The following is a 17,835-nucleotide window of genomic DNA, read 5'->3' on the forward strand; positions in this document are numbered from 1 at the left end:
CGACCGCCCGCCCGGTCGCCGGCTGCGGCACCACGGGCAGCCTGACCCTGCCCACCACGCGCGGGGTGCGCTACGAGCGCACGGCAGGCGACGGGCTGACGGGCGCGTGGACGGTCGAGGCGACGGCACGGTCCGGCTACGTGCTGCGGAGCGGCTCGCGTCGTACCTTCTCCGGCGACCTGGGCGAGGCCAGCTCGTGCGTCCAGCTGGCGTCGGTCTCCTCCGCGGAGGTCCCGCACCCGGTCTGGGGGCACTGGGACATCGCGAGCGCCGTGACCGTCACCGACACGGCCCCGCACGCGCTGACCCTCACCTTCGACTTCGACCAGGACGCCGTGCTCGTGCAGAAGGATGGTGCGAGCGCGGGCTGGACCTGCCACACGGCCGGCGGCCTCCCGATCGGGCTGCAGGTCGGGATCGGCCTCGGCGACGCGCTCACCGGACCGGTCGTCTGCGAGTTCGACTACACGGGTGCGGCCCCGCCGCCGCTCACCCTGCACGCGGCGGCGCTCGACGGCCTGCAGCGTGCGCAGCCGACCGGCACGGCCACCCTGCGCGCCGACGGCGACGCCGTCGGCGTCCGCCCCTTCTGAGCGGCCCGGCCGGACGGGTCAGGCCGGCTCGTCCGAGCGACCGGGGCTGCCGGCCCGGGCGGCCTCGACGCGGGCGCGCTTCGCCATGCGGTTGATCCGGAGCAGCATCGCCGCCGAGGGGGTGACGCTCCCCGTCACGTAGGTCGAGAGGCGCGAGGGCGAGGTGCCGACGAGCGTGGCGAACTCCCGCTGGGTCAGGCCGGTGCTCGCGATGGTGTTCCGGATGTGGTCGGCGACCGCCCGGCGCTCGTCCTCCTCGGCGATCCGGCGGGCCATCGCGGCGAGGGCGCGGACGCTATCGAACTCGCTCGGCCGCTGCTCCTGGTCGAGGAGCGCGAGGTGCTCGTCGGCGCGGCCCGCCCACGGCTCGGCGAGGGCGGCGGCGACGAGCCGGCGCCACAGCAGGACGTCACCGGTGGCGAAGGCTTCGAGCAGGTCCTCCCGCGAGGTCAGGGCGGGAGCAGGGGCGGTGTCGCGGGGGCCGACCATGAGCAGCTCGAGGGCGGCCTCGGAGCACAGGGCGCGCAGCTCGGCCGAGCCACCGGTCAGGGTGTCGCTCGCTCGCGCGGCCCGTCCCCAGGCCCGCTGACCGAGGACGCGCACCAGTCGGGTGGTGACCGGGCGGCCGGCCTCGGTGTCGGACCTCGCCAGCATCTCGTCCTGCAGGCCGGCGACCTGCCGCCGGCCGAGATCGACGGTGATCCGCTGCAGGTCGAGGACGTCGTCGTCGGCGTCGTACTGCACCAGCGCGAGGGCGTTGGCGGCCACCGCCAGGCGCACCGAGCGCGGGCGGGCGTCCCCGGACTCCAGGGGTCCCTTCGTGGCCCGCCAGGTCGCCACGAGGTCCGCGTCCCTGGATGCGCGATCCTCGAAGCGTGCGACGATCCCCCACATCAGCCTGCGCCCTGTCCGTGTCGCGGACGTCCGCAGCCCCCAATGCGACGGACTCTCCGCGGCCGCGTCTACCTCAAGGTCCCCACCTGCCGGGTGAGCGCAGCCGTGAAAGCATGGTAGGGAGACGGCGTGTCACAGGCACGCGCTCTGTGTCCAGTGGTACCGGATCTGAGAATCCGATGCTGCTGTCCGAAGGGGTCAGGAGCGGCGGCTGCGCCAGCCACGCTTGCCGCGGTCGACCCGCTCGTCCACCGCGTCCCGGGCCGCGGAACCGTCGCTCGCTGCGGGCGTGTACGGCGTGATCGGGGCGTCCGCCGGGATGCCCGGGGGCGGCGTCACCGACGGCGTCACCGACGGGGTCACCTGGGTGGCCGGGCTCGGGTCGGGCGTGCCCCAGAAGGCGGCAGGAGCCGGGTCCGGCTCGGTGGCCGGCTCCGGAGCGGGAGGCGCGCCCACCGTGAACGTCGCGTCCGCCGGCGCGGCGTCCGCCGGCTTCGGCCGGGCGTCGTCGTGCGTGTGGCTGTCCGGCTGGCGTACGTCGGCCGCCCGCGGCTCCGGAGCGGGGGAGATGGCCGGGAGCGCGTCGCGTGCCGGCTCGCGCAGCCCGCCGGTGATCGCCTCCACCCCGTGCAGGACCCGGGTGCGGATCTCGTCCATCCGGGCGGCGTGCCGGTTGGCCTCGGCGAAGAGCTCCTCCTGGGCGGTGCGGCGGATCCGCTCGAGCTCGGTGTTGATCCGCTCGCGCTCCGCCGACGCCTCGAGGCGCAGGCGCTGCGCCTCGCGGACGTCGCTCTCGCCGGCGCGGACGATCTCGGCGGCCTCGGCGCGCGCCCGCTCGAGGATCGCGGCGGCCTCGGCCTCGGCGGTGGAGCGACGGCGCTCGAGGTCCTGCCTCGCCTCACTCTGCAGGGTCTCCGACGCGCGCATCGCCTCCTCGATGATCCTCGAGGCCTGGCTGGTCGCCTCCCGGCGTTCGTGCAGCGCGGCGGCCGCGGACTCCTCGGCCTCCCGGCGCAGTGCGATCAGGTCCTGGAAGTGCTGTGCGGACGGCAGTACGGCGGCCGGTGCGTCGGAGGACTCGGCCGCCGGAGCCTCGGGTGCGGCGGCCGGGGCGGGGGCGCCGGCGATCGGCCACGCCTCCTTGAGCGAGCGCGACTCGCGCGGCTCCGGCTCGTCGTCGGCGAACGGCCGCGACCCGTCGAGCGGGTCGGGCAGCGGGTCGGGCAGCGGGTCGGTCAGGGGCTCGCTCGGCCGCTCCACCGGCGCCTCCCCGGACTGCTCCGCGGCGGGCTCGGCCGCCGCGCTGGCCGACCTGGTCGTCGTGTCGTCGTCGTTCCCGACCTCGGGTGCGGACTCACCCGGGTGGGTGGGCTCGCCCGGCAGGCGGAAGTCGTCGTCGGCCATGTCCATCCGTCCCCTCAGGTGCGGCGCTCGGACCCCACGGTGGGTTCCGCGCTCGTACGCCGTGACACAGGGCCACGATAGGCGCGGTCCACCGGCCTGGCCACGCCGGTCCTGCCCGCCCGAGACGGCCGCGCGCTCAGACCAGCTGGTCGAGCGCGATCTCCAGGGCCGTCGCGGCGACGAGCGTCGGGTGCGGCGAGCGCTCGTGGCACTTCTCCAGCGCGGTCCGGATGGTGCGCGACACGTCGCCGAGGATCATCTCGTCGGAGACCTCGCCGATGCCCTCCATGAGCAGCGTGAAGGTGCGCGCCATGCCGCAGTTGGCGATGAAGTCGGGGATCACCGCGACGTGCTGGTCGGCGAACTCGTAGGTCGGGCCGTAGAAGATCTCCGGGTCGGCGAACGGGACGTTGGCGCCCGCCGAGATCAGCTCCAGGCCGCCCGAGACGAGCCGCTTCACGTGCTCCACGGTGACCAGGCGCGAGGCCGCGCAGGGCAGGAAGATCTCGGCACCCATGTCCCAGATCGCGTCGTCGAGCTCGGCGAACGGGACCAGCCCGTCGGCGCGCAGGGCGTTGCCCTCCTTGCCGACGAACAGCGCGTGCACCTCCTCGGGCGTGAACCCGTCGGGGTTCATCAGGCCGCCGTCGCGGTCGATGATCCCGACGACGCGAGCGCCCACGAGCGAGAGGTAGTACGCCGCCGCGGAGCCCACGTTGCCCCAGCCCTGCACGATGACGCGCTTGCCGGCGAGGCCCTGGCCGGACGCGGCGCCGTACGTCGCGTAGTAGTGGACGACCGACTCGGCCACGCCCCAGCCGGTGACCATGTCGGCGATCGTGTACTTCGCGTCGCGGTCCGGCGTGTAGCGCGGGTCCTCGACGACCTTGGAGACGCCGAGGCGCAGCATGCCGACACGCTGCACGAGCTCGCGCTCGTCGGCGGCGAAGTGGCCGTTGACGATGCCCTCCTGCGGGTGCCACAGGCCGTAGCGCTCGGTCAGCGGGATGACGTCGTGCAGCTCGTCGACGTTGAGGTCGCCGCCGGTGCCGTAGTAGGTCTTCAGCAGCGGGGTGACGGCCTTGAACCACCGCGCCAGCACGCCCTCGCGGCGCGGGTCGCTCGGGTCGAAGTCGATGCCCGACTTGGCGCCGCCGATCGCCGGCCCGGAGACGGTGAACTTCACCTCCATCGTCTTCGCCAGCGACTCGACCTCGTTGCGGTCCAGGCCCGCGCGCATCCGCGTGCCACCGCCGGCCGCGCCGCCGCGCAGGGAGTTGATGACGGCCCAGCCCTTGGCCTCGGTCTCGGAGTCGTGCCACTCGAAGACGATCTCGGGCGCCTTGGCCTCGAAGCGGTCGAGGAGGTTCTTCATGTCGGAGTCCTTCTTCTTCGGTGGTCGAGGAGGTTGCGCAGCAACCGTCACGAGACCGGGTGAGCTGGTGGTGGTCATGAGCGGGCCTTCGCGATCCGACCCCGGCACTCGCCGAAGCCGATCCGGGTGCCGTCGGCGCCGGGCGCGGTGGCGCGCAGGACGACCTCGTCGCCGTCCTCGAGGAAGCCCTCGCCGCGCTCGATGAAGGACCCGACCTGGTCCTTGCCGGGGCCGGAGATGGTGCCGGAGGCGAACAGGTCGCCGGTGCGGGTCGGGGCGCCGTTGACGGTCAGGTGGGCGAGCATCTGAGCGGGCGACCAGTACATCGAGGAGTACGGCGGCCGGCTGACGACCTCGCCGTTCCACTCGACCTCGAGGTCGATGTCCAGGCCCCACGGCCGGTCGAGGGCGAGATAGGGGAGCACCGCGGGCTCCTGGGTCGGCGTGTCCACCCGCGCGGCGTCGAGCGCGGCCATCGGGACCACCCACGGGGAGATCGTCGAGGCGAAGGACTTGCCCAGGTGCGGCCCGAGCGGGACGTACTCCCAGGCCTGGATGTCGCGCGCCGACCAGTCGTTGAACAGGACCACCCCGAAGAGGTGCTGGTCCGCGTCGGCGGTCGCGATCGGCGTACCCATCTCGTTGCCGACGCCCACGACGAAGCCGAGCTCGGCCTCGATGTCGAGCCGGACCGACGGGCCGAAGGTCGGCAGCTCCGCATCGGGTGCCTTGCGCTGCCCGCACGGGCGGACGACCTCCGTGCCGGAGACCACCACCGAGCCGGCGCGGCCGGTGTAGCTGACCGGCAGGTGCTTCCAGTTCGGGAGCAGCGGGTTCGGGTTGTCGGGGCGGAACAGCCGGCCCAGGTTGGAGGCGTGGTGCTCCGAGGCGTAGAAGTCGACGTAGTCGGCCACCTCGAACGGCAGGTGCAGCACGACGTCGTCGATCGGGTGCGTGCCCGCCGCGGGGAGGCCGTCGGCCAGCGCTGCCGTGACGGCCGCCCGGACCTCGTCCCAGCGCGCCTTGCCCTGGGCGAGGAAGGCGTTGAGCGTCGGCTGCTCGAAGGTGGCGTCACCGAGGAGCACGCCGAGGTCGACGACGTGGTCGCCGAGCCGGGTGCAGCCGCGGGGGGCGGAGCCGTCGACGGAGTAGACGCCGTAGGGCAGGTTGGTGAGCCCGTAGAGCTCGCTGTCGTTGGTCGGGTTCGTCATCGCACTGCCACCTCCGGGAGCAGGCCGAGCTCGGTCAGCTCGTCGACCGGCTCCGTGATGGAGCAGGTCCCGATCGAGCCGAGGAGCGTGGTGGTCGGGCCGTCGGGGAGCCGCCGCGCGTCGCGCTCGGCGAGGATCGCGGCGACCTCCTCGACACCGGCACCGTCGCCGGCAGCCGCGGTCGCGGCGAGCAGGTTGAGGAAGCCGTGCTGCTCGAAGCCGGTCTCCGGGTCGGTGTTGCGCAGTGCGTGGTGCAGTCCGGCGGTCGCCTTGAAGGGCACGCCCGCGCGGACCAGCGCCACCACGGCAGCGGCCAGCTCGGCCTCGTCCGGGTAGAGGTCCGCCCGGACCCCGCCCGTCCGCAGCTTCGCGTGGTACGACGTCCGGGCGAGCTCGGCGACGAGGGCGTCGCGGCGGTCGTCGCGGGGGAGCTCGACGTAGACGGTGGTGGGAGTTTCACCGGCCGGCCGGTGAAACTCACGGTTGGACGACGAACCTTCATCGTCCAACCGTGAGTTTCGTCGTCCAACCCCCGTCAGCGCGGCGTCGAGCACCGGCACCACGTCGGTCGCGGCGACGCCCTCGGGCACCGCCACCTCGAGCGCGGCCAGCCGCGCGGCGCGGATCCCGCGCACCCGGTCGACCACGTCGCCGACCAGCGCCGGCGCCGGAACGGTGACGCTGAGCGCGATGCTGCCGGCCGGCAGGTCGGCGGTCGCCTCGGCGAGGGCCGGCAGGTCGGCGAGGGCGACGACCAGCGGGCCGACCAGGTCGGCGTACGGTGCCACGCCGTGGGCCAGGTGGGCACGGACCGCGTCGGCGAGCGGCAGGTTGCCGGGCGGGAAGATGGCGGCGTCGTCCAGGAGCAACGGGAAGGTCACGACTGCCCCCGGACCCAGGACGTCACGTAGACCCCGTCGTCGCACGCCTGGCCGCCCTCGCCGAGCTCGAGCGGGCGGAAGGTGTCGACCATGACGGCGAGCTCGTCGAAGAACTCCACGCCGATCGACCGCTCGTAGGCGCCCGGCTGCGGGCCGTGCGCGTGGCCGCCCGGGTGCAGGCTGATCGAGCCCTGCCCGATGCCGGAGCCCTTGCGCGCCTCGTAGTCCCCGCCGACGTAGAACATGACCTCGTCGGAGTCGACGTTCGAGTGGTAGTAGGGCACCGGGATCGACAGCGGGTGGTAGTCGACCTTGCGCGGCACGAAGTTGCAGACCACGAAGTTGTTGCCCTCGAAGACCTGGTGCACCGGCGGCGGCTGGTGGACGCGGCCGGTGATCGGCTCGAAGTCGGCGATGTTGAAGACGTACGGGTAGAGGCAGCCGTCCCAGCCGACGACGTCGAACGGGTGGTCGGGTACGACGTGCACCGTGCCCGCGATGCCGCCAGGGCCTGGCCCGCGGTGCTTGATGAAGACCTCGACCGGACCTTGCTCGTCCGGGAGGAAGGGCTCGGCCGGCGTGCGCAGGTCGCGCTCGCAGTACGGCGCGTGCTCGAGCAGTTGCCCGAACCGGGACAGGTAGCGCTTGGGCGGGGTGATGTGGCTGTTGGCCTCGATGGCGTAGAGGCGCAGCGGCTCGCGGCCGGTCGGCACCCAACGGTGGGTCGTCGCGCGCGGCAGGATGACGTAGTCGCCCTGGCCGACCTCCAGCACGCCGAACACCGTCTCGACGAGGCCGGTGCCGCTCTCGACGTACACGCACTCGTCGCCGATGCCGTTGCGGTAGAGCGGCGAGGCCTTCCCGCAGACGGCGTAGGAGATGCGGACGTCGCCGTTGCCGAGCACCAGCCGGCGCCCGGTCACGGCGTCGACCTCCGTCCAGGCGCCGTCGGGGCTGTCGTCGAAGAGGTCGTGCAGCGTGAGGTGGCGGGGGACGAGCGGGTGGTTGGGGGTCGTGGTGAGGTCGGGAAAGTCCCACACCCGGGCCTCGACGACCGCCGACGGGATCGTGCGGTGGTAGAGCAGCGAGGAGTCGGAGGAGAAGCCCTCCTCGCCCATCAGCTCCTCGAAGTAGAGCTGTCCGTCGTCGGCGCGGTGCTGCGTGTGCCGCTTCGGCGGCACGAACCCGATCCGCTGGTAGTGGGCCATCGCCGTCGCCTCAGAAGTTCCCGCGGCGCTCTTGCTCGCGCTCGATGGCCTCGAAGAGCGCCTTGAAGTTGCCCTTGCCGAAGCCGAGCGAGCCGTGCCGCTCGATGAACTCGAAGAAGACCGTCGGCCGGTCGCCGAGCGGCTTGGTGAAGATCTGCAGGAGGTAGCCGTCCTCGTCGCGGTCGACGAGGATGCCGCGCTTCTGCAGCTCCTCGACCGGGACCCGGACCTCGCCGATGCGGGCGCGCAGCTCGGGGTCCTCGTAGTAGGAGTCCGGCGTGTTGAGGAACTCGATGCCCTCCGCGCGCAGCGCGTCGACGGTGCGCAGGATGTCGTTGGTGGCCAGCGCCAGGTGCTGCGCGCCGGGACCGTCGTAGAACTCGAGGTACTCGTCGATCTGCGACTTCTTCTTCGCGATCGCCGGCTCGTTGAGCGGGAACTTCACGCGGTGGTTGCCGTTCGCGACGACCTTCGACATCAGCGCCGAGTAGTCGGTGGCGATGTCGTCGCCGATGAACTCGGCCATGTTCGTGAAGCCCATGACCTTGCGGTAGAACTCGACCCAGTCGTCCATCCGGCCCAGCTCGACGTTGCCGACGATGTGGTCGAGGGCCTGGAAGAGCCGCTTCGGCGCCCCGTCGCGCTTGACGAAGGTGGAGGTCCGGGCGACGTAGCCGGGGAGGTACGGGCCGTCGTACCGGCTGCGGTCGACGAGGGTGTGGCGGGTGTCGCCGTACGTCGCGATCGCGCCGACCCGGACGGTGCCGTGGTCGTCGGTCAGGTCGTGCGGCTCCTCGAGGACCGTCGCGCCGACGGAGCGGGCGTGCTCGATGCACTTGTCGACGTCGGGGACCTCGAGCGCGATGTCGACGATGCCGTCGCCGTGCTTGCGGTGGTGGTCGAGCAGCGGGCTGTGCGGGTCGACGCCGCCCTTGATCACGAACCGGACCGCGCCGCTCTTGAGGACGTAGGCCATGTGGTCGCGGTTGCCGGTCTCCGGACCGGAGTACGCCACCAGCTCCATGCCGAAGGCGGAGATGAAGAAGTGGGCCGACTGGGTGGCGTTGCCGACCGCCCAGACCGCGGCGTCCCAGCCGGTCACCGGGAACGGGTCCTCGCGGTCGTCGTACTCGACGAGGCCGACGAGCTGCTTCAACGTGTCGAGGTCGAGCTCGGCGAGCCGCTCCTCGCTGGTCAGGGTCTCCTGGAGGGACATGTGAGCAGCACAACAGGGTCGACGGAGGCCGCACAACCTGCGCATCAGGAGGTCGTCAGAATGGCCAGTTCTGCCTAGGTGGACGGTGCATCGACTGGTCAATCTGACTAGCATCGGATCATGGCTGATCCGCTCGCCCTCGACCAGGTCGACATCGCGCTGCTCACCGCGCTGACCGAGCACCCGCGGGCCGGCGACCTCGAGCTGTCCCGGCTCACCCAGGTCGCGCGGGCGACCGTCCAGAGCCGGCTGCGACGGATGACGGAGGCCGGCGTCATCGCCGACTGGGACCCCACGCTCGACGTCGCCGCCGCGGGCTACGAGGTGCAGGCCTATGTCACCCTCGAGATCTCCCAGGGTGCGCTCGACGAGGTGAGCCGCGACCTCGCCGCGATCCCGCAGGTCCTCGAGGCCTATGTCACGACCGGCTCGTACGACGTCCTGTGCCGGGTCGCCACCCGCTCCCACCCCGAGCTGCAGGCGACCCTCGTCCGCATCGACCAGTCGTCGTCGGTCGTGCGCTCGACGAGCGTCATGGTGCTGTCGGTGCTCATCGCGCCCCGGGTGCTGCCGCTGCTGGCCAGTGCCGACGCGGCGCCCAGTCGCCGGGCTCCGGCCTACCGCAGCTGACCGGCGAAATTTTACTTTCGACGGGCTGACAGCGGCCGCTCTCGTCTGTCATCGTTCTTCCACCGCCGCTGGTGACCCGAGACGCCAGCGGCGGCTTCAATTTTTCCGGGGTGGTTCCACCGGCCGCGCTCAGAAGCCCTTCCAGAGCAGGGCCAGGCGGTAGTCGGTGTTCATGTAGTTCACCAGCGACTGGAGCCTCCGGTCCGGGACGGTGGCGTTCGTCGTACCGACCGTAACGCCGACGATGTTGCCGTAGACGCTCTTGTTCCACTTGCCCTGCACGAAGTCCTTGATGACCGACTCGTCGCGCAGGTCGAGGTCCTTGTCGTCGAGCTTGGCCTCCGCGGCCTTCGCGTGGCGCTCGGAGTCGAAGACCAGGAAGACGTGGGTGACGCGTGCCTTGCCGCCGAGCGCGGCATAGCTCCACTGGACGGCGTACTCGCACCGCTGCTGGGTGAAGACGGAGCCGTCCTCGACGGGGCCGCAGCTGTCGTAGTCCCAGGAGTCGCGCAGCGTCGCGTTGTGCTTCACGTCGCCGTACTGGAAGTCCCAGTCGCCGGGGAAGTCGGACGTCTTCACGTCGCCGTGGATGTCGTCGCCGGTGTCGTCGGTCGGTGAGTACGGCGTCGCGGGGGTCGTCGCCGACGACGGGTCGATCGGCGAGGGGTCCGCCGTGGCGGACGAGGCCTCGGTGGGGCTCGGGGTGTCGGTGCTCTCCGAGGTCGACGAGGACCTGTCGCCGCCGGCCTTCCTGTCCCCGTCGTCGTCGCGCGTGGCGAGCAGGACGGCCGTCGTCACGATGCCGCCGACCAGCAGCACGACGAGCGCGACGATCCCGATGATCAGCCCGACGTTGCGCTTCGGGCCGCCTCCGCCGTACGGCGGCTGCCCGGGCGGACCCCAACCCGACGGGCCCTGCGGCGGGCCCCACCCGGGCGGCGGACCCTGGGGCGGACCCTGGGGTGGACCGGAGGGCGGACCCTGCGGCGGGCCCCAGCCCGGAGGTCCGGCGGGGGGCGGCTGGGGTGGGTAGCTCATGCGCCGGTCCTACCCCGCCGGAGGCTCGTCAATCCGCTCCGGCATTCGATCGATCCAATGCGGACGGCGCCGCAGGCGGCCCGATCTCGGGTGGTGGCGCCGATGTGCGCGAAGGCGAAACGGGTGTCATGGTGACTGTCACGCGGACGACGGTGTCCACGGATCAGAGTGATTCGAACCCCGGATTTTTACGGGTGGGCTGTGGGGTAGCGTGCCCACACCTTGACAAGGACCGAAAGGCTGGCGAAACAAATGGTTGATGTGGAGCGGACGCTCGACGAGGCGGGTCTCACCAACCCCCACGTTCGTGAGTACGTCGCACACTGGGCCAACATCACGGGTGCAGAGCGCATCGAGGTCGTGTCCGCGGCCGACGACGCGCGCCTGATCCAGGAGTCGCTGGACGCAGGTGAGCTGCTTCCCGCCGGCGAGGGTCTCTACTACTCGCGTTCCTACTACAAGGACACCGCGCGCGCCGAGGAGCGCACCATCGTCGCGACCTCCAACGAGGCCGACAAGGGCGTCTACAACAACTGGAAGCCCTCCGCGGAGATGAAGCCGAAGCTCGTCGAGCTGATGACCGGCGCCTCCGAGGGCAAGACGATGTACGTCATCCCCTACCTCATGTCGCCGAAGGGCTCGCCGGTCGAGAAGTTCGCCGCCGGTGTGGAGCTGACCGACAACCGCAACGTCGTCCTCCAGATGATCCGCATGGCGCGGGTCGGCGTGGAGTACATCAACGACCTGGGCGACTCGTTCGTCAAGGCCGTGCACGTCACCGGCGACCTGGAGAACCTCGGCCAGGGCACGCCCGACGACAAGCGCTACTTCGTGACCGTCGCCGACGAGCGCACGATCCTGCACTTCGGCTCGTCGTACGGCGGCAACGCGCTGCTCGGCAAGATCGCCCACGGCCTGCGCCAGGGCGCCTACGACGGCTGGAAGAACGGCTTCCTCGTGGAGCAGTTCATGCTGCTCGGCATCACGGACAAGCAGACCGGCAAGAAGTACAACATCTGCGGTGGCTTCCCGTCGGCCTCGGGCAAGACGAACCTCGCCATGACGCTGGCCCCCGACGCCCTCGGCGACCGCTACTACGTCGAGTTCTACGGCGACGACATCGCGTGGATCTGGGTCGGCGACGACGGCAAGCTCTACGGCATGAACCCGGAGAACGGTGTCTTCGGTGTCGCCAAGGACACCAACGAGAAGACCAACCCGACCGCGATCGACTCGATCGTCCCGGGCACCGGCGCCATCTTCACCAACGTCGCCTACAACGCCAAGACCCAGGAGGTCTGGTGGGAGGGCAAGAGCGAGAAGCCGACCGACCTCGACGGCTGGGAGGACTGGAAGGGCGACATCATCGCCGACCGGGCCCCCGAGAACGCCGACGACCCGTGGGCGCACCCGAACAGCCGCTTCACCACCACGCTGGCCAACGTGCCCAACGTCGCGAAGGACTTCGAGGACCCTAAGGGCGTCGAGATCCACGGCATCATCTTCGGTGGCCGCACCCGCGACCGCGAGCCGCTGATCCGTGCGATCCGCGACGTCGCCGAGGGCGTGTACGACGGCCTGACGCTCGGCGCCGAGGCGACCGCGGCCGCTGACGGCCTCGAGGGCGTGCTCCGCTACGACCCGATGTCGATGCGCCCGTTCATGTCGTACTCCGAGGCCGACTACGCCGCGCACTGGCTCGAGGTCCTCGGCCGGGCGACGACGAAGCCGATCTTCGCGCACGTCAACTGGTTCCAGCGTGGCGAGGACGGCCGCTTCCTGTGGCCGGGCTACCGCGAGAACCTCCGCCCGCTGAACTGGCTGATGGAGTACCTCAACGGCGAGGTCGAGGGCGTCCAGACGCCCGTCGGCGTGCTGCCGAAGCGCGAGGAGCTCAACCTGGAGGGCCTCGACGAGCAGGCCCTCGCCGACCTGGACACGATCCTGACGATCGACGTCCCGCGCTGGCAGCAGGAGATGGGCTTCCGCGAGAAGCACCTCGCCCAGTTCGACGGCCTGCCCGAGGAGATCTGGGAGGCGCACCGCCGCGTCGCCCAGGCGCTCGACAACGCCTGAGTCCCAGCGACTCCTCGCAGCACCCCGGCTCCTCGGAGCCGGGGTGCTGTGCTTTTCGTCGCTGGGAGTTTCACCGGCCGACCGGTGAAACTCACGCTTGGACGATGAAACTTCGTCGTCCAAGCGTGAGTTTCGTCGTCCAGGCGCGACAGAATCACCGGCCGGCCGGTGAAACTCCCACCCGCCCGCGTAGCCTCCCGCCATGCGCGCCGTCGTCTGCCACCAGGCCCAGCTCACCGTCGAGGACCTGCCCGACCTGACCCCGACGCGCGGGCAGGTCCTGCTCGACGTCGAGCGGTGCGGCATCTGCGGCTCCGACCTCCACGCCCGCACGCACTGCGACGAGACCGCCGCCGACGTCGCCGAGCTCGGGTACGACGACTTCATGCGCTCGACCGACCGGGTCGTGATGGGCCACGAGTTCGTCGGCACCGTCGCCGACTACGGCCCGCGCACGAAGAGGTCCTGGCCGGTCGGCACCCGCGTCGTCTCGCTGCCGGTGCTGCGCACCGACCGCGGCGTGCACCTGACCGGGCTGACGGCGCAGGCCTCGGGCGGGTACGCCGAGCAGGTGCTCGTCGACGCCGCGATGACGATGCGCGTCCCGGACGGCCTCGACGCCGACGCGGCCGCGCTGACCGAGCCCATGGCGGTCGCCCTGCACGCCGTACGACGGGGACAGGTCGGGGCGAAGGACACGGCGGTCGTCATCGGCTGCGGCCCCATCGGGCTCGCCGTGATCGCGATGCTCAAGGCGACCGGCGTGCGGCACGTCATCGCCAGCGACTTCTCGCCGGGTCGCCGGGCGCTCGCCGAGAAGATGGGCGCCGACGTCGTGGTGGACCCGGCCGAGGAGTCGCCCTGGGCGTCCTTCGCCGAGTCGAAGCGCTACCTCACCGAGGCGATCGCGTTGGCCGAGCTCGGCCTCGACGCGATGGACAAGCTGCGCGCCGTACCGCTCCTGCCGTGGGCGCACCTGATGCGTGCGGCGGACAAGGTGGGCGCGACGCCGCGCGGGCCGGTCGTCTTCGAGTGCGTCGGCGTGCCCGGGATGATCGAGCACGTCGTCGCGAACGCACCGCTGCTCACCCGCGTCGTCGTGGTGGGGGTGTGCATGGGTCAGGACTCGTTCCGCCCGTCGATGGCGATCAACAAGGAGATCGACCTGCGCTTCGTCTTCGCCTACGACCCGAGCGAGTTCCACCAGACCCTGCAGTGGATCGCCTCCGGCAAGGTCGACGTCCGTCCGCTGGTCACCGGGACGGTCGGCCTCGACGGGGTGGCCGGCGCGTTCACCGACCTCGCCGACCCCGAGCGGCACGCGAAGATCCTGGTCGACCCGTCGCTCTGAGGTTCAACGGACCACGGCGCGGGCCATCAGGGCTGCCCAGATGATTGGTACGGCGGACGGGTCGGTCGGGTCCAGGCCGGTGAGCTCCGCGACGCGACGCAGCCGGTTGTCGACCGTGTTGGGATGGACCGCGAGCTCGACGGCCGCCCGGCGCCGGCTCATCCCGGCACGTTGGTGCACCTCGAGTGTCCGCAGCAGGTCGGGATGGTCGTCGAGCGGGCCGAGGAGCGCCGCCAGAACGGGCTGGGCAGGAGACGCCTGCCGCAGCTGGAAGTCGAGCGCCACGTCCGCGAGTGCGTAGACCCCTTCCGGCCGGCCCGTCGAGCGAACGACGTCCATCACCTCGTCGCAGAGCGGTGCGGTGGCAGCCACCTCTGCCGGGCTGGCCACGGCGACAGCCGCCCAGACGGGTGCGCCGGCGATCCGGCGGGCCGACCGCAGTGCCTTGCGGAGGCGTCCGTCGTCGGCGCTGGGCACGAGCAGGAGGCCGCCGTCGACCGACGGCTGCCAGAGCACCGGGGCGGCATAGTGCCGGTCGATTTCGCCGCGCAGCCGGCGCAGCTTGCGCCGCGCGGCGACCTCGCGGTCGACGTCCGGGTCCGCCTCGTCGGGGTGGGGGCCGACCACGAGACGCACCACCAGCAGCTCCTCGGGCAGCGCCAGCTCCGCCGGTCCGGCCGCCTCCCGGTAGCCCTCGCCGGCCAGCAGGGCGCCCAGGAGGCGCTGCCGCGCGTCGGCCTGCTCGGCGAGGACCGTGCGTCCATGTCGCGCGAAACCGGCCGCGACGGCGGTCGTCAGCCGTTCGATGAAGTCGACGAGGGTGATCGCGACCGTACGGGCATCGTCCAGCTCGTCGGGACGGGCCTGCCCGAAGCAGTGGTCGAGCGCGACCCTGGCGCCGCGGTGGTACGCCGCGAGCACCATCTCCATCGGTACCCCCTCGTCGGCGCGCAGGGCCGCTGACTCGGTGAGCGAGGCGAGCTCCTCGGTGGAGGGGCCTCCGGCGAGCGAGGTCGGGAAGAGGCGGAGCGCGTGGTCGACGACGCGGCGGACGTCGCCGTCGATGAGCTCGCGTGGCAGCCGGTCATAGACGGGCACGTGGGCGACCAGCTCCTCGAGGACGATGTCGACCAGCGCGTCGTGGTCGCGGTCGAGAAGGGCCGACACGGGCAGCCCGCCCAGACGGGCTCGTTGTGATCCGTCACAATGTGGGTCCGCTCATCTTGGTCGAGAACGCCAGCGCCGGGGCGCGGGATTGTGGCCCATCATTCCTGACGGGCGACGTCGCCCGCCACGAGCGAGAGGTCTGACGATGATGGTGAAGAAATTCGGAGCACGAGCCGGCGGGGTGCTCGGCACTCTGGCCCTGGCCGCCGCGACGGTGGCCGCCGGCGCGGTCGCGGCGCCCGCGCAGGCCGAGGACGGCCTGACCATGGTCGCGATCGGCGACTCCCAGGCGGCGGGCCCGCTGGTGACCACCCAGAACAGCTGGGACTGCCTGCGCTCGGACGACAACTGGCCGTCCGTTGCGGCGCGCACGATCGGCGCGACCCTGACCGATGTGACCTGCTCGGGCGCGACGACGTCGGACCTCACCGGTCGGCGGTTCGGCTACATGGCTCCCCAGCTGGACGCGGTGAAGCCGGACACGGACATCGTGACGATCACGATCGGCGCCAACGACCTCAACCTCGGTGTCCTCGTGCCGAGCTGCATGCAGCCGCTCCCGGCGCCGTTCGGCATCGCGTGCTCGAGCTACCAGCCGGACACGTACTCCAGCCAGATCGATGCGGTGGGCGCGCGCATCGCGTCCGCAGTGCAGTCGGTCCATACCCGCGCACCCGGTGCCCGGGTGTACCTCGTGAGCTACTACACCTACTGGGGGACCAGCGGCTGCTACCCAATCGACCCGATCTGGTCCGTCGACGCGAAGTGGTTGCAGGGCATCTTCGACCGCCTCAACGCCAAGCTGGCTGCGGTGGCCGCGAGCAACGGTGCGTCGTACGTCGACCTCGCGACCCCGAGCCGGGACCACGGTGTCTGCGCGCCGATCGCCACCAAGTGGGTGGAGGGATTGATCCCGACCAGCGCGGCGTCGCCGTACCACCCGAACGCGCTGGGCAACCGGGAGGGCGGCGCGATCGTGGCCGCCGCACTGGACTGACCGAGGCCGGAGTCGGGTGGGTGAGGGTGACCCAGGGGTCACGCTCACCCACCCGACTCGTGCGCGGTCAGCTGCGGGCGATGGAGCGGCCGGCGGCCCTTCCCGAGAAGATGCAGCCGCCGAGGAAGGTGCCCTCGAGCGCGTTGTAGCCGTGGACCCCGCCGCCGCCGAACCCGGCGACCTCGCCGGCGGCGTACAGGCCGGGGAAGCGTGAGCCGTCGGGGCGCACGACCCGGCTGTCGAGGTCGGTCTCGATGCCGCCGAGGGTCTTGCGGCTGAGGATGTTCAGCCGGACGGCGATGAGCGGGCCGTGGGCGGGGTCGAGGATCTTGTGCGGCTTGGCGACGCGCATGATCTTGCCCGTGCGGTCCTTGCGGCCGTTGTGGATCGCCATCACCTGCGCGTCCTTGCAGTAGGCGTTGTCGACCTGTCGGTCGCGGTCCTCGATCTGCTGGCGCAGCAGCGCGGCGTCGAGGACCCGGCCGCCGCGGGCGATCTTGTTCATTCCCTCGACGAGCTCCTCGAGGGTGGACGCGACGACGAAGTCCTCGCCGTGCTCCTTGAACGCCTCGACCGGGCTGGTCGCGCCCTTGCCGAGCCGCTCCTTGAGCATCAGCTTGATGTCCTTGTCGGTCCAGTCGGGGTTCTGCTCGGAGCCGGAGAGGGCGAACTCCTTCTCGATGATCGACTGGGTCAGCACGAACCACGAGTAGTCGGCGCCGGTCGCGAGGACCTGCTTCATCGACCCGATCGAGTCGGCGCCCGGGACACCCGACATGCCCTGCAGCCGGTGGCCGTCGGCGTCGAACCACATCGACGACGGGCCGGGCAGGATCCGGATCGCGTGGTCGGGCCAGACCGGGTCCCAGTTGTGGATGCCCTCGACGTAGGCCCACATGCGGTCCTTGTTGACCAGGCTGGCGCCCGCGGACTCGGTGATCGCGAGCATCCGCCCGTCCACGTGGGCCGGGACGCCGGCGATCATGTGCTCGGGCGCCGGACCGACCCGCTCGGTGGGCCAGTTGGCGCGCATCAGCTCGAAGTTGTGGCCGATGCCGCCGGACGTCACCACGACGGCGGGCGCGCGCAGCTCGAAGGTGTCGACGACCTCGCGCGACGACTTCACGCCACGCGCCAGGTCGTCGGAGGGCTCGAGGACCGAGCCCCGCACGCCGACGCACGCACCGTCCTCGACGACCAGCTCGTCGACCCGGTGCCGGAACCCGAAGCGCACCAGCCCGGCCGCCTCCGCGGCCTCGACCGGCTCCTGGAAGATCCGGACCACCTCGGGCCCGGTGCCCCAGGTGAGGTGGAAGCGGGGCACCGAGTTGCCGTGGCCGCTGGCGGAGCCGTCGCCGCGCTCGGCCCAGCCCACGAAGGTGAGTGACTTCAGGCCGAGCCCGTGGAGGTAGTCGCGCTTCTCGGTGGCCGCGAAGTCGACGTACGCCTTTGCCCACCGGCTGCCCCAGTGGTCCTCGCCGCGGTCAGGGCCCTCGTCGTCGGGGTCCTCGCCGATCCGGTCGAACGCCGCCGAGCCCTGCCAGTCCTGCCAGGCCAGCTCACGGGAGTCCTTGATGCCCATCCGGCGCTGCTCGGGGGAGTCGACGAAGAACAGCCCGCCCAGCGACCAGAACGCCTGCCCGCCGAGGTTGGCGCGGTTCTCCTGGTCGAGGACCAGCACCTTCTTGCCGGCGCGGGTGGCCTCGTAGGTCGCGACGAGCCCGGCGAGGCCGGCTCCCACGACGATGGCATCGGGCTGGAAGGCGGGGTCTGCGCTCACGCGGTGGAGCCTGC

Annotated in this window: 15 protein-coding genes; 5 read left to right on the plus strand and 10 right to left on the minus strand. The window is 71.6% G+C overall.

Translation table 11 applies throughout. The annotated features are described in order from the left end of the window. Nucleotides 1-593 (plus strand): hypothetical protein (locus tag AC2YHB_RS17525; protein WP_487354346.1); only part of this gene is annotated, 593 nt, incomplete at its 5' end. Between the two features lie 18 nt (nt 594-611). Here AC2YHB_RS17525 and AC2YHB_RS17530 read toward each other — a convergent pair. The 7 genes from AC2YHB_RS17530 to hppD form a co-directional block, all read right to left on the minus strand. Continuing rightward, complete coding sequence (locus AC2YHB_RS17530; protein ID WP_218864638.1) at nt 612-1,433, minus strand: helix-turn-helix domain-containing protein; 822 nt, start codon at nt 1,431-1,433, stop codon at nt 612-614. 252 nt (nt 1,434-1,685) lie between these two features. Then, nucleotides 1,686-2,891 (minus strand): F0F1 ATP synthase subunit B, encoded by a 1,206-nt coding sequence (locus AC2YHB_RS17535; protein ID WP_179648343.1) that lies wholly within the window; start codon nt 2,889-2,891, stop codon nt 1,686-1,688. Between the two features lie 136 nt (nt 2,892-3,027). Next, entirely contained in the window at nt 3,028-4,266 is a 1,239-nt protein-coding gene (locus tag AC2YHB_RS17540; RefSeq protein ID WP_179648342.1) for a Glu/Leu/Phe/Val dehydrogenase dimerization domain-containing protein, read from the minus strand. Between the two features lie 74 nt (nt 4,267-4,340). Then, nucleotides 4,341-5,477 carry a fumarylacetoacetase gene (gene fahA, locus AC2YHB_RS17545; RefSeq protein WP_179648341.1) on the minus strand — a complete coding sequence of 379 codons (1,137 nt, stop codon included), beginning with the start codon at nt 5,475-5,477 and terminating at the stop codon, nt 4,341-4,343. Continuing rightward, entirely contained in the window at nt 5,474-6,358 is an 885-nt protein-coding gene (locus AC2YHB_RS17550; RefSeq protein WP_218864637.1) for a hypothetical protein, read from the minus strand. Before AC2YHB_RS17550 ends, fahA begins: the two co-directional genes overlap by 4 nt. Next, nucleotides 6,355-7,566, minus strand: a complete 1,212-nt coding sequence (locus AC2YHB_RS17555) for a homogentisate 1,2-dioxygenase (RefSeq protein WP_179648340.1) — start codon at nt 7,564-7,566, stop codon at nt 6,355-6,357. Before AC2YHB_RS17555 ends, AC2YHB_RS17550 begins: the two co-directional genes overlap by 4 nt. A gap of 10 nt (nt 7,567-7,576) precedes the next feature. After that, on the minus strand, nt 7,577-8,782 hold the full coding sequence (gene hppD / locus AC2YHB_RS17560) for a 4-hydroxyphenylpyruvate dioxygenase (RefSeq protein WP_179648339.1): 1,206 nt from the start codon (nt 8,780-8,782) through the stop codon (nt 7,577-7,579). A gap of 120 nt (nt 8,783-8,902) precedes the next feature. Between hppD and AC2YHB_RS17565 the strand changes: the two genes are divergently transcribed. Next, nucleotides 8,903-9,412, plus strand: a complete 510-nt coding sequence (locus AC2YHB_RS17565; RefSeq protein WP_036549193.1) for an Lrp/AsnC family transcriptional regulator — start codon at nt 8,903-8,905, stop codon at nt 9,410-9,412. Nucleotides 9,413-9,541: 129 nt separating this feature from the next. Here the strand turns inward: AC2YHB_RS17565 and AC2YHB_RS17570 are convergent, their stop codons facing one another. After that, the gene (locus tag AC2YHB_RS17570; RefSeq protein WP_487354347.1) at nt 9,542-10,450 is read right to left on the minus strand and encodes a hypothetical protein; all 909 of its coding nucleotides are present in this window, start codon (nt 10,448-10,450) and stop codon (nt 9,542-9,544) included. 252 nt (nt 10,451-10,702) lie between these two features. Here AC2YHB_RS17570 and AC2YHB_RS17575 point away from each other — a divergent pair, with 252 nt between their 5' ends. Both AC2YHB_RS17575 and AC2YHB_RS17580 read left to right on the plus strand, forming a co-directional pair. Continuing rightward, nucleotides 10,703-12,526 (plus strand): phosphoenolpyruvate carboxykinase (GTP), encoded by a 1,824-nt coding sequence (locus tag AC2YHB_RS17575; RefSeq protein WP_036549191.1) that lies wholly within the window; start codon nt 10,703-10,705, stop codon nt 12,524-12,526. Nucleotides 12,527-12,728: 202 nt separating this feature from the next. After that, nucleotides 12,729-13,877 (plus strand): zinc-binding dehydrogenase, encoded by a 1,149-nt coding sequence (locus AC2YHB_RS17580; protein WP_179648337.1) that lies wholly within the window; start codon nt 12,729-12,731, stop codon nt 13,875-13,877. Nucleotides 13,878-13,880: 3 nt separating this feature from the next. Here AC2YHB_RS17580 and AC2YHB_RS17585 read toward each other — a convergent pair whose 3' ends face one another. Then, on the minus strand, nt 13,881-15,044 hold the full coding sequence (locus tag AC2YHB_RS17585) for a helix-turn-helix domain-containing protein (RefSeq protein ID WP_179648336.1): 1,164 nt from the start codon (nt 15,042-15,044) through the stop codon (nt 13,881-13,883). 181 nt (nt 15,045-15,225) lie between these two features. Between AC2YHB_RS17585 and AC2YHB_RS17590 the strand changes: the two genes are divergently transcribed. Further along, a complete protein-coding gene (locus AC2YHB_RS17590) occupies nt 15,226-16,041 on the plus strand; it encodes an SGNH/GDSL hydrolase family protein (protein ID WP_179648335.1) in 816 nt (271 codons plus the stop codon). A 67-nt stretch (nt 16,042-16,108) separates the two neighbouring features. Here AC2YHB_RS17590 and AC2YHB_RS17595 read toward each other — a convergent pair whose 3' ends face one another. Further along, nucleotides 16,109-17,821: an FAD-binding dehydrogenase gene (locus AC2YHB_RS17595; RefSeq protein WP_179648334.1), complete on the minus strand. Its 1,713-nt coding sequence runs from the start codon at nt 17,819-17,821 to the stop codon at nt 16,109-16,111. Nucleotides 17,822-17,835 lie beyond the last annotated feature (14 nt).

Source organism: Nocardioides sp. SRI_004 (genome assembly GCF_057586415.1).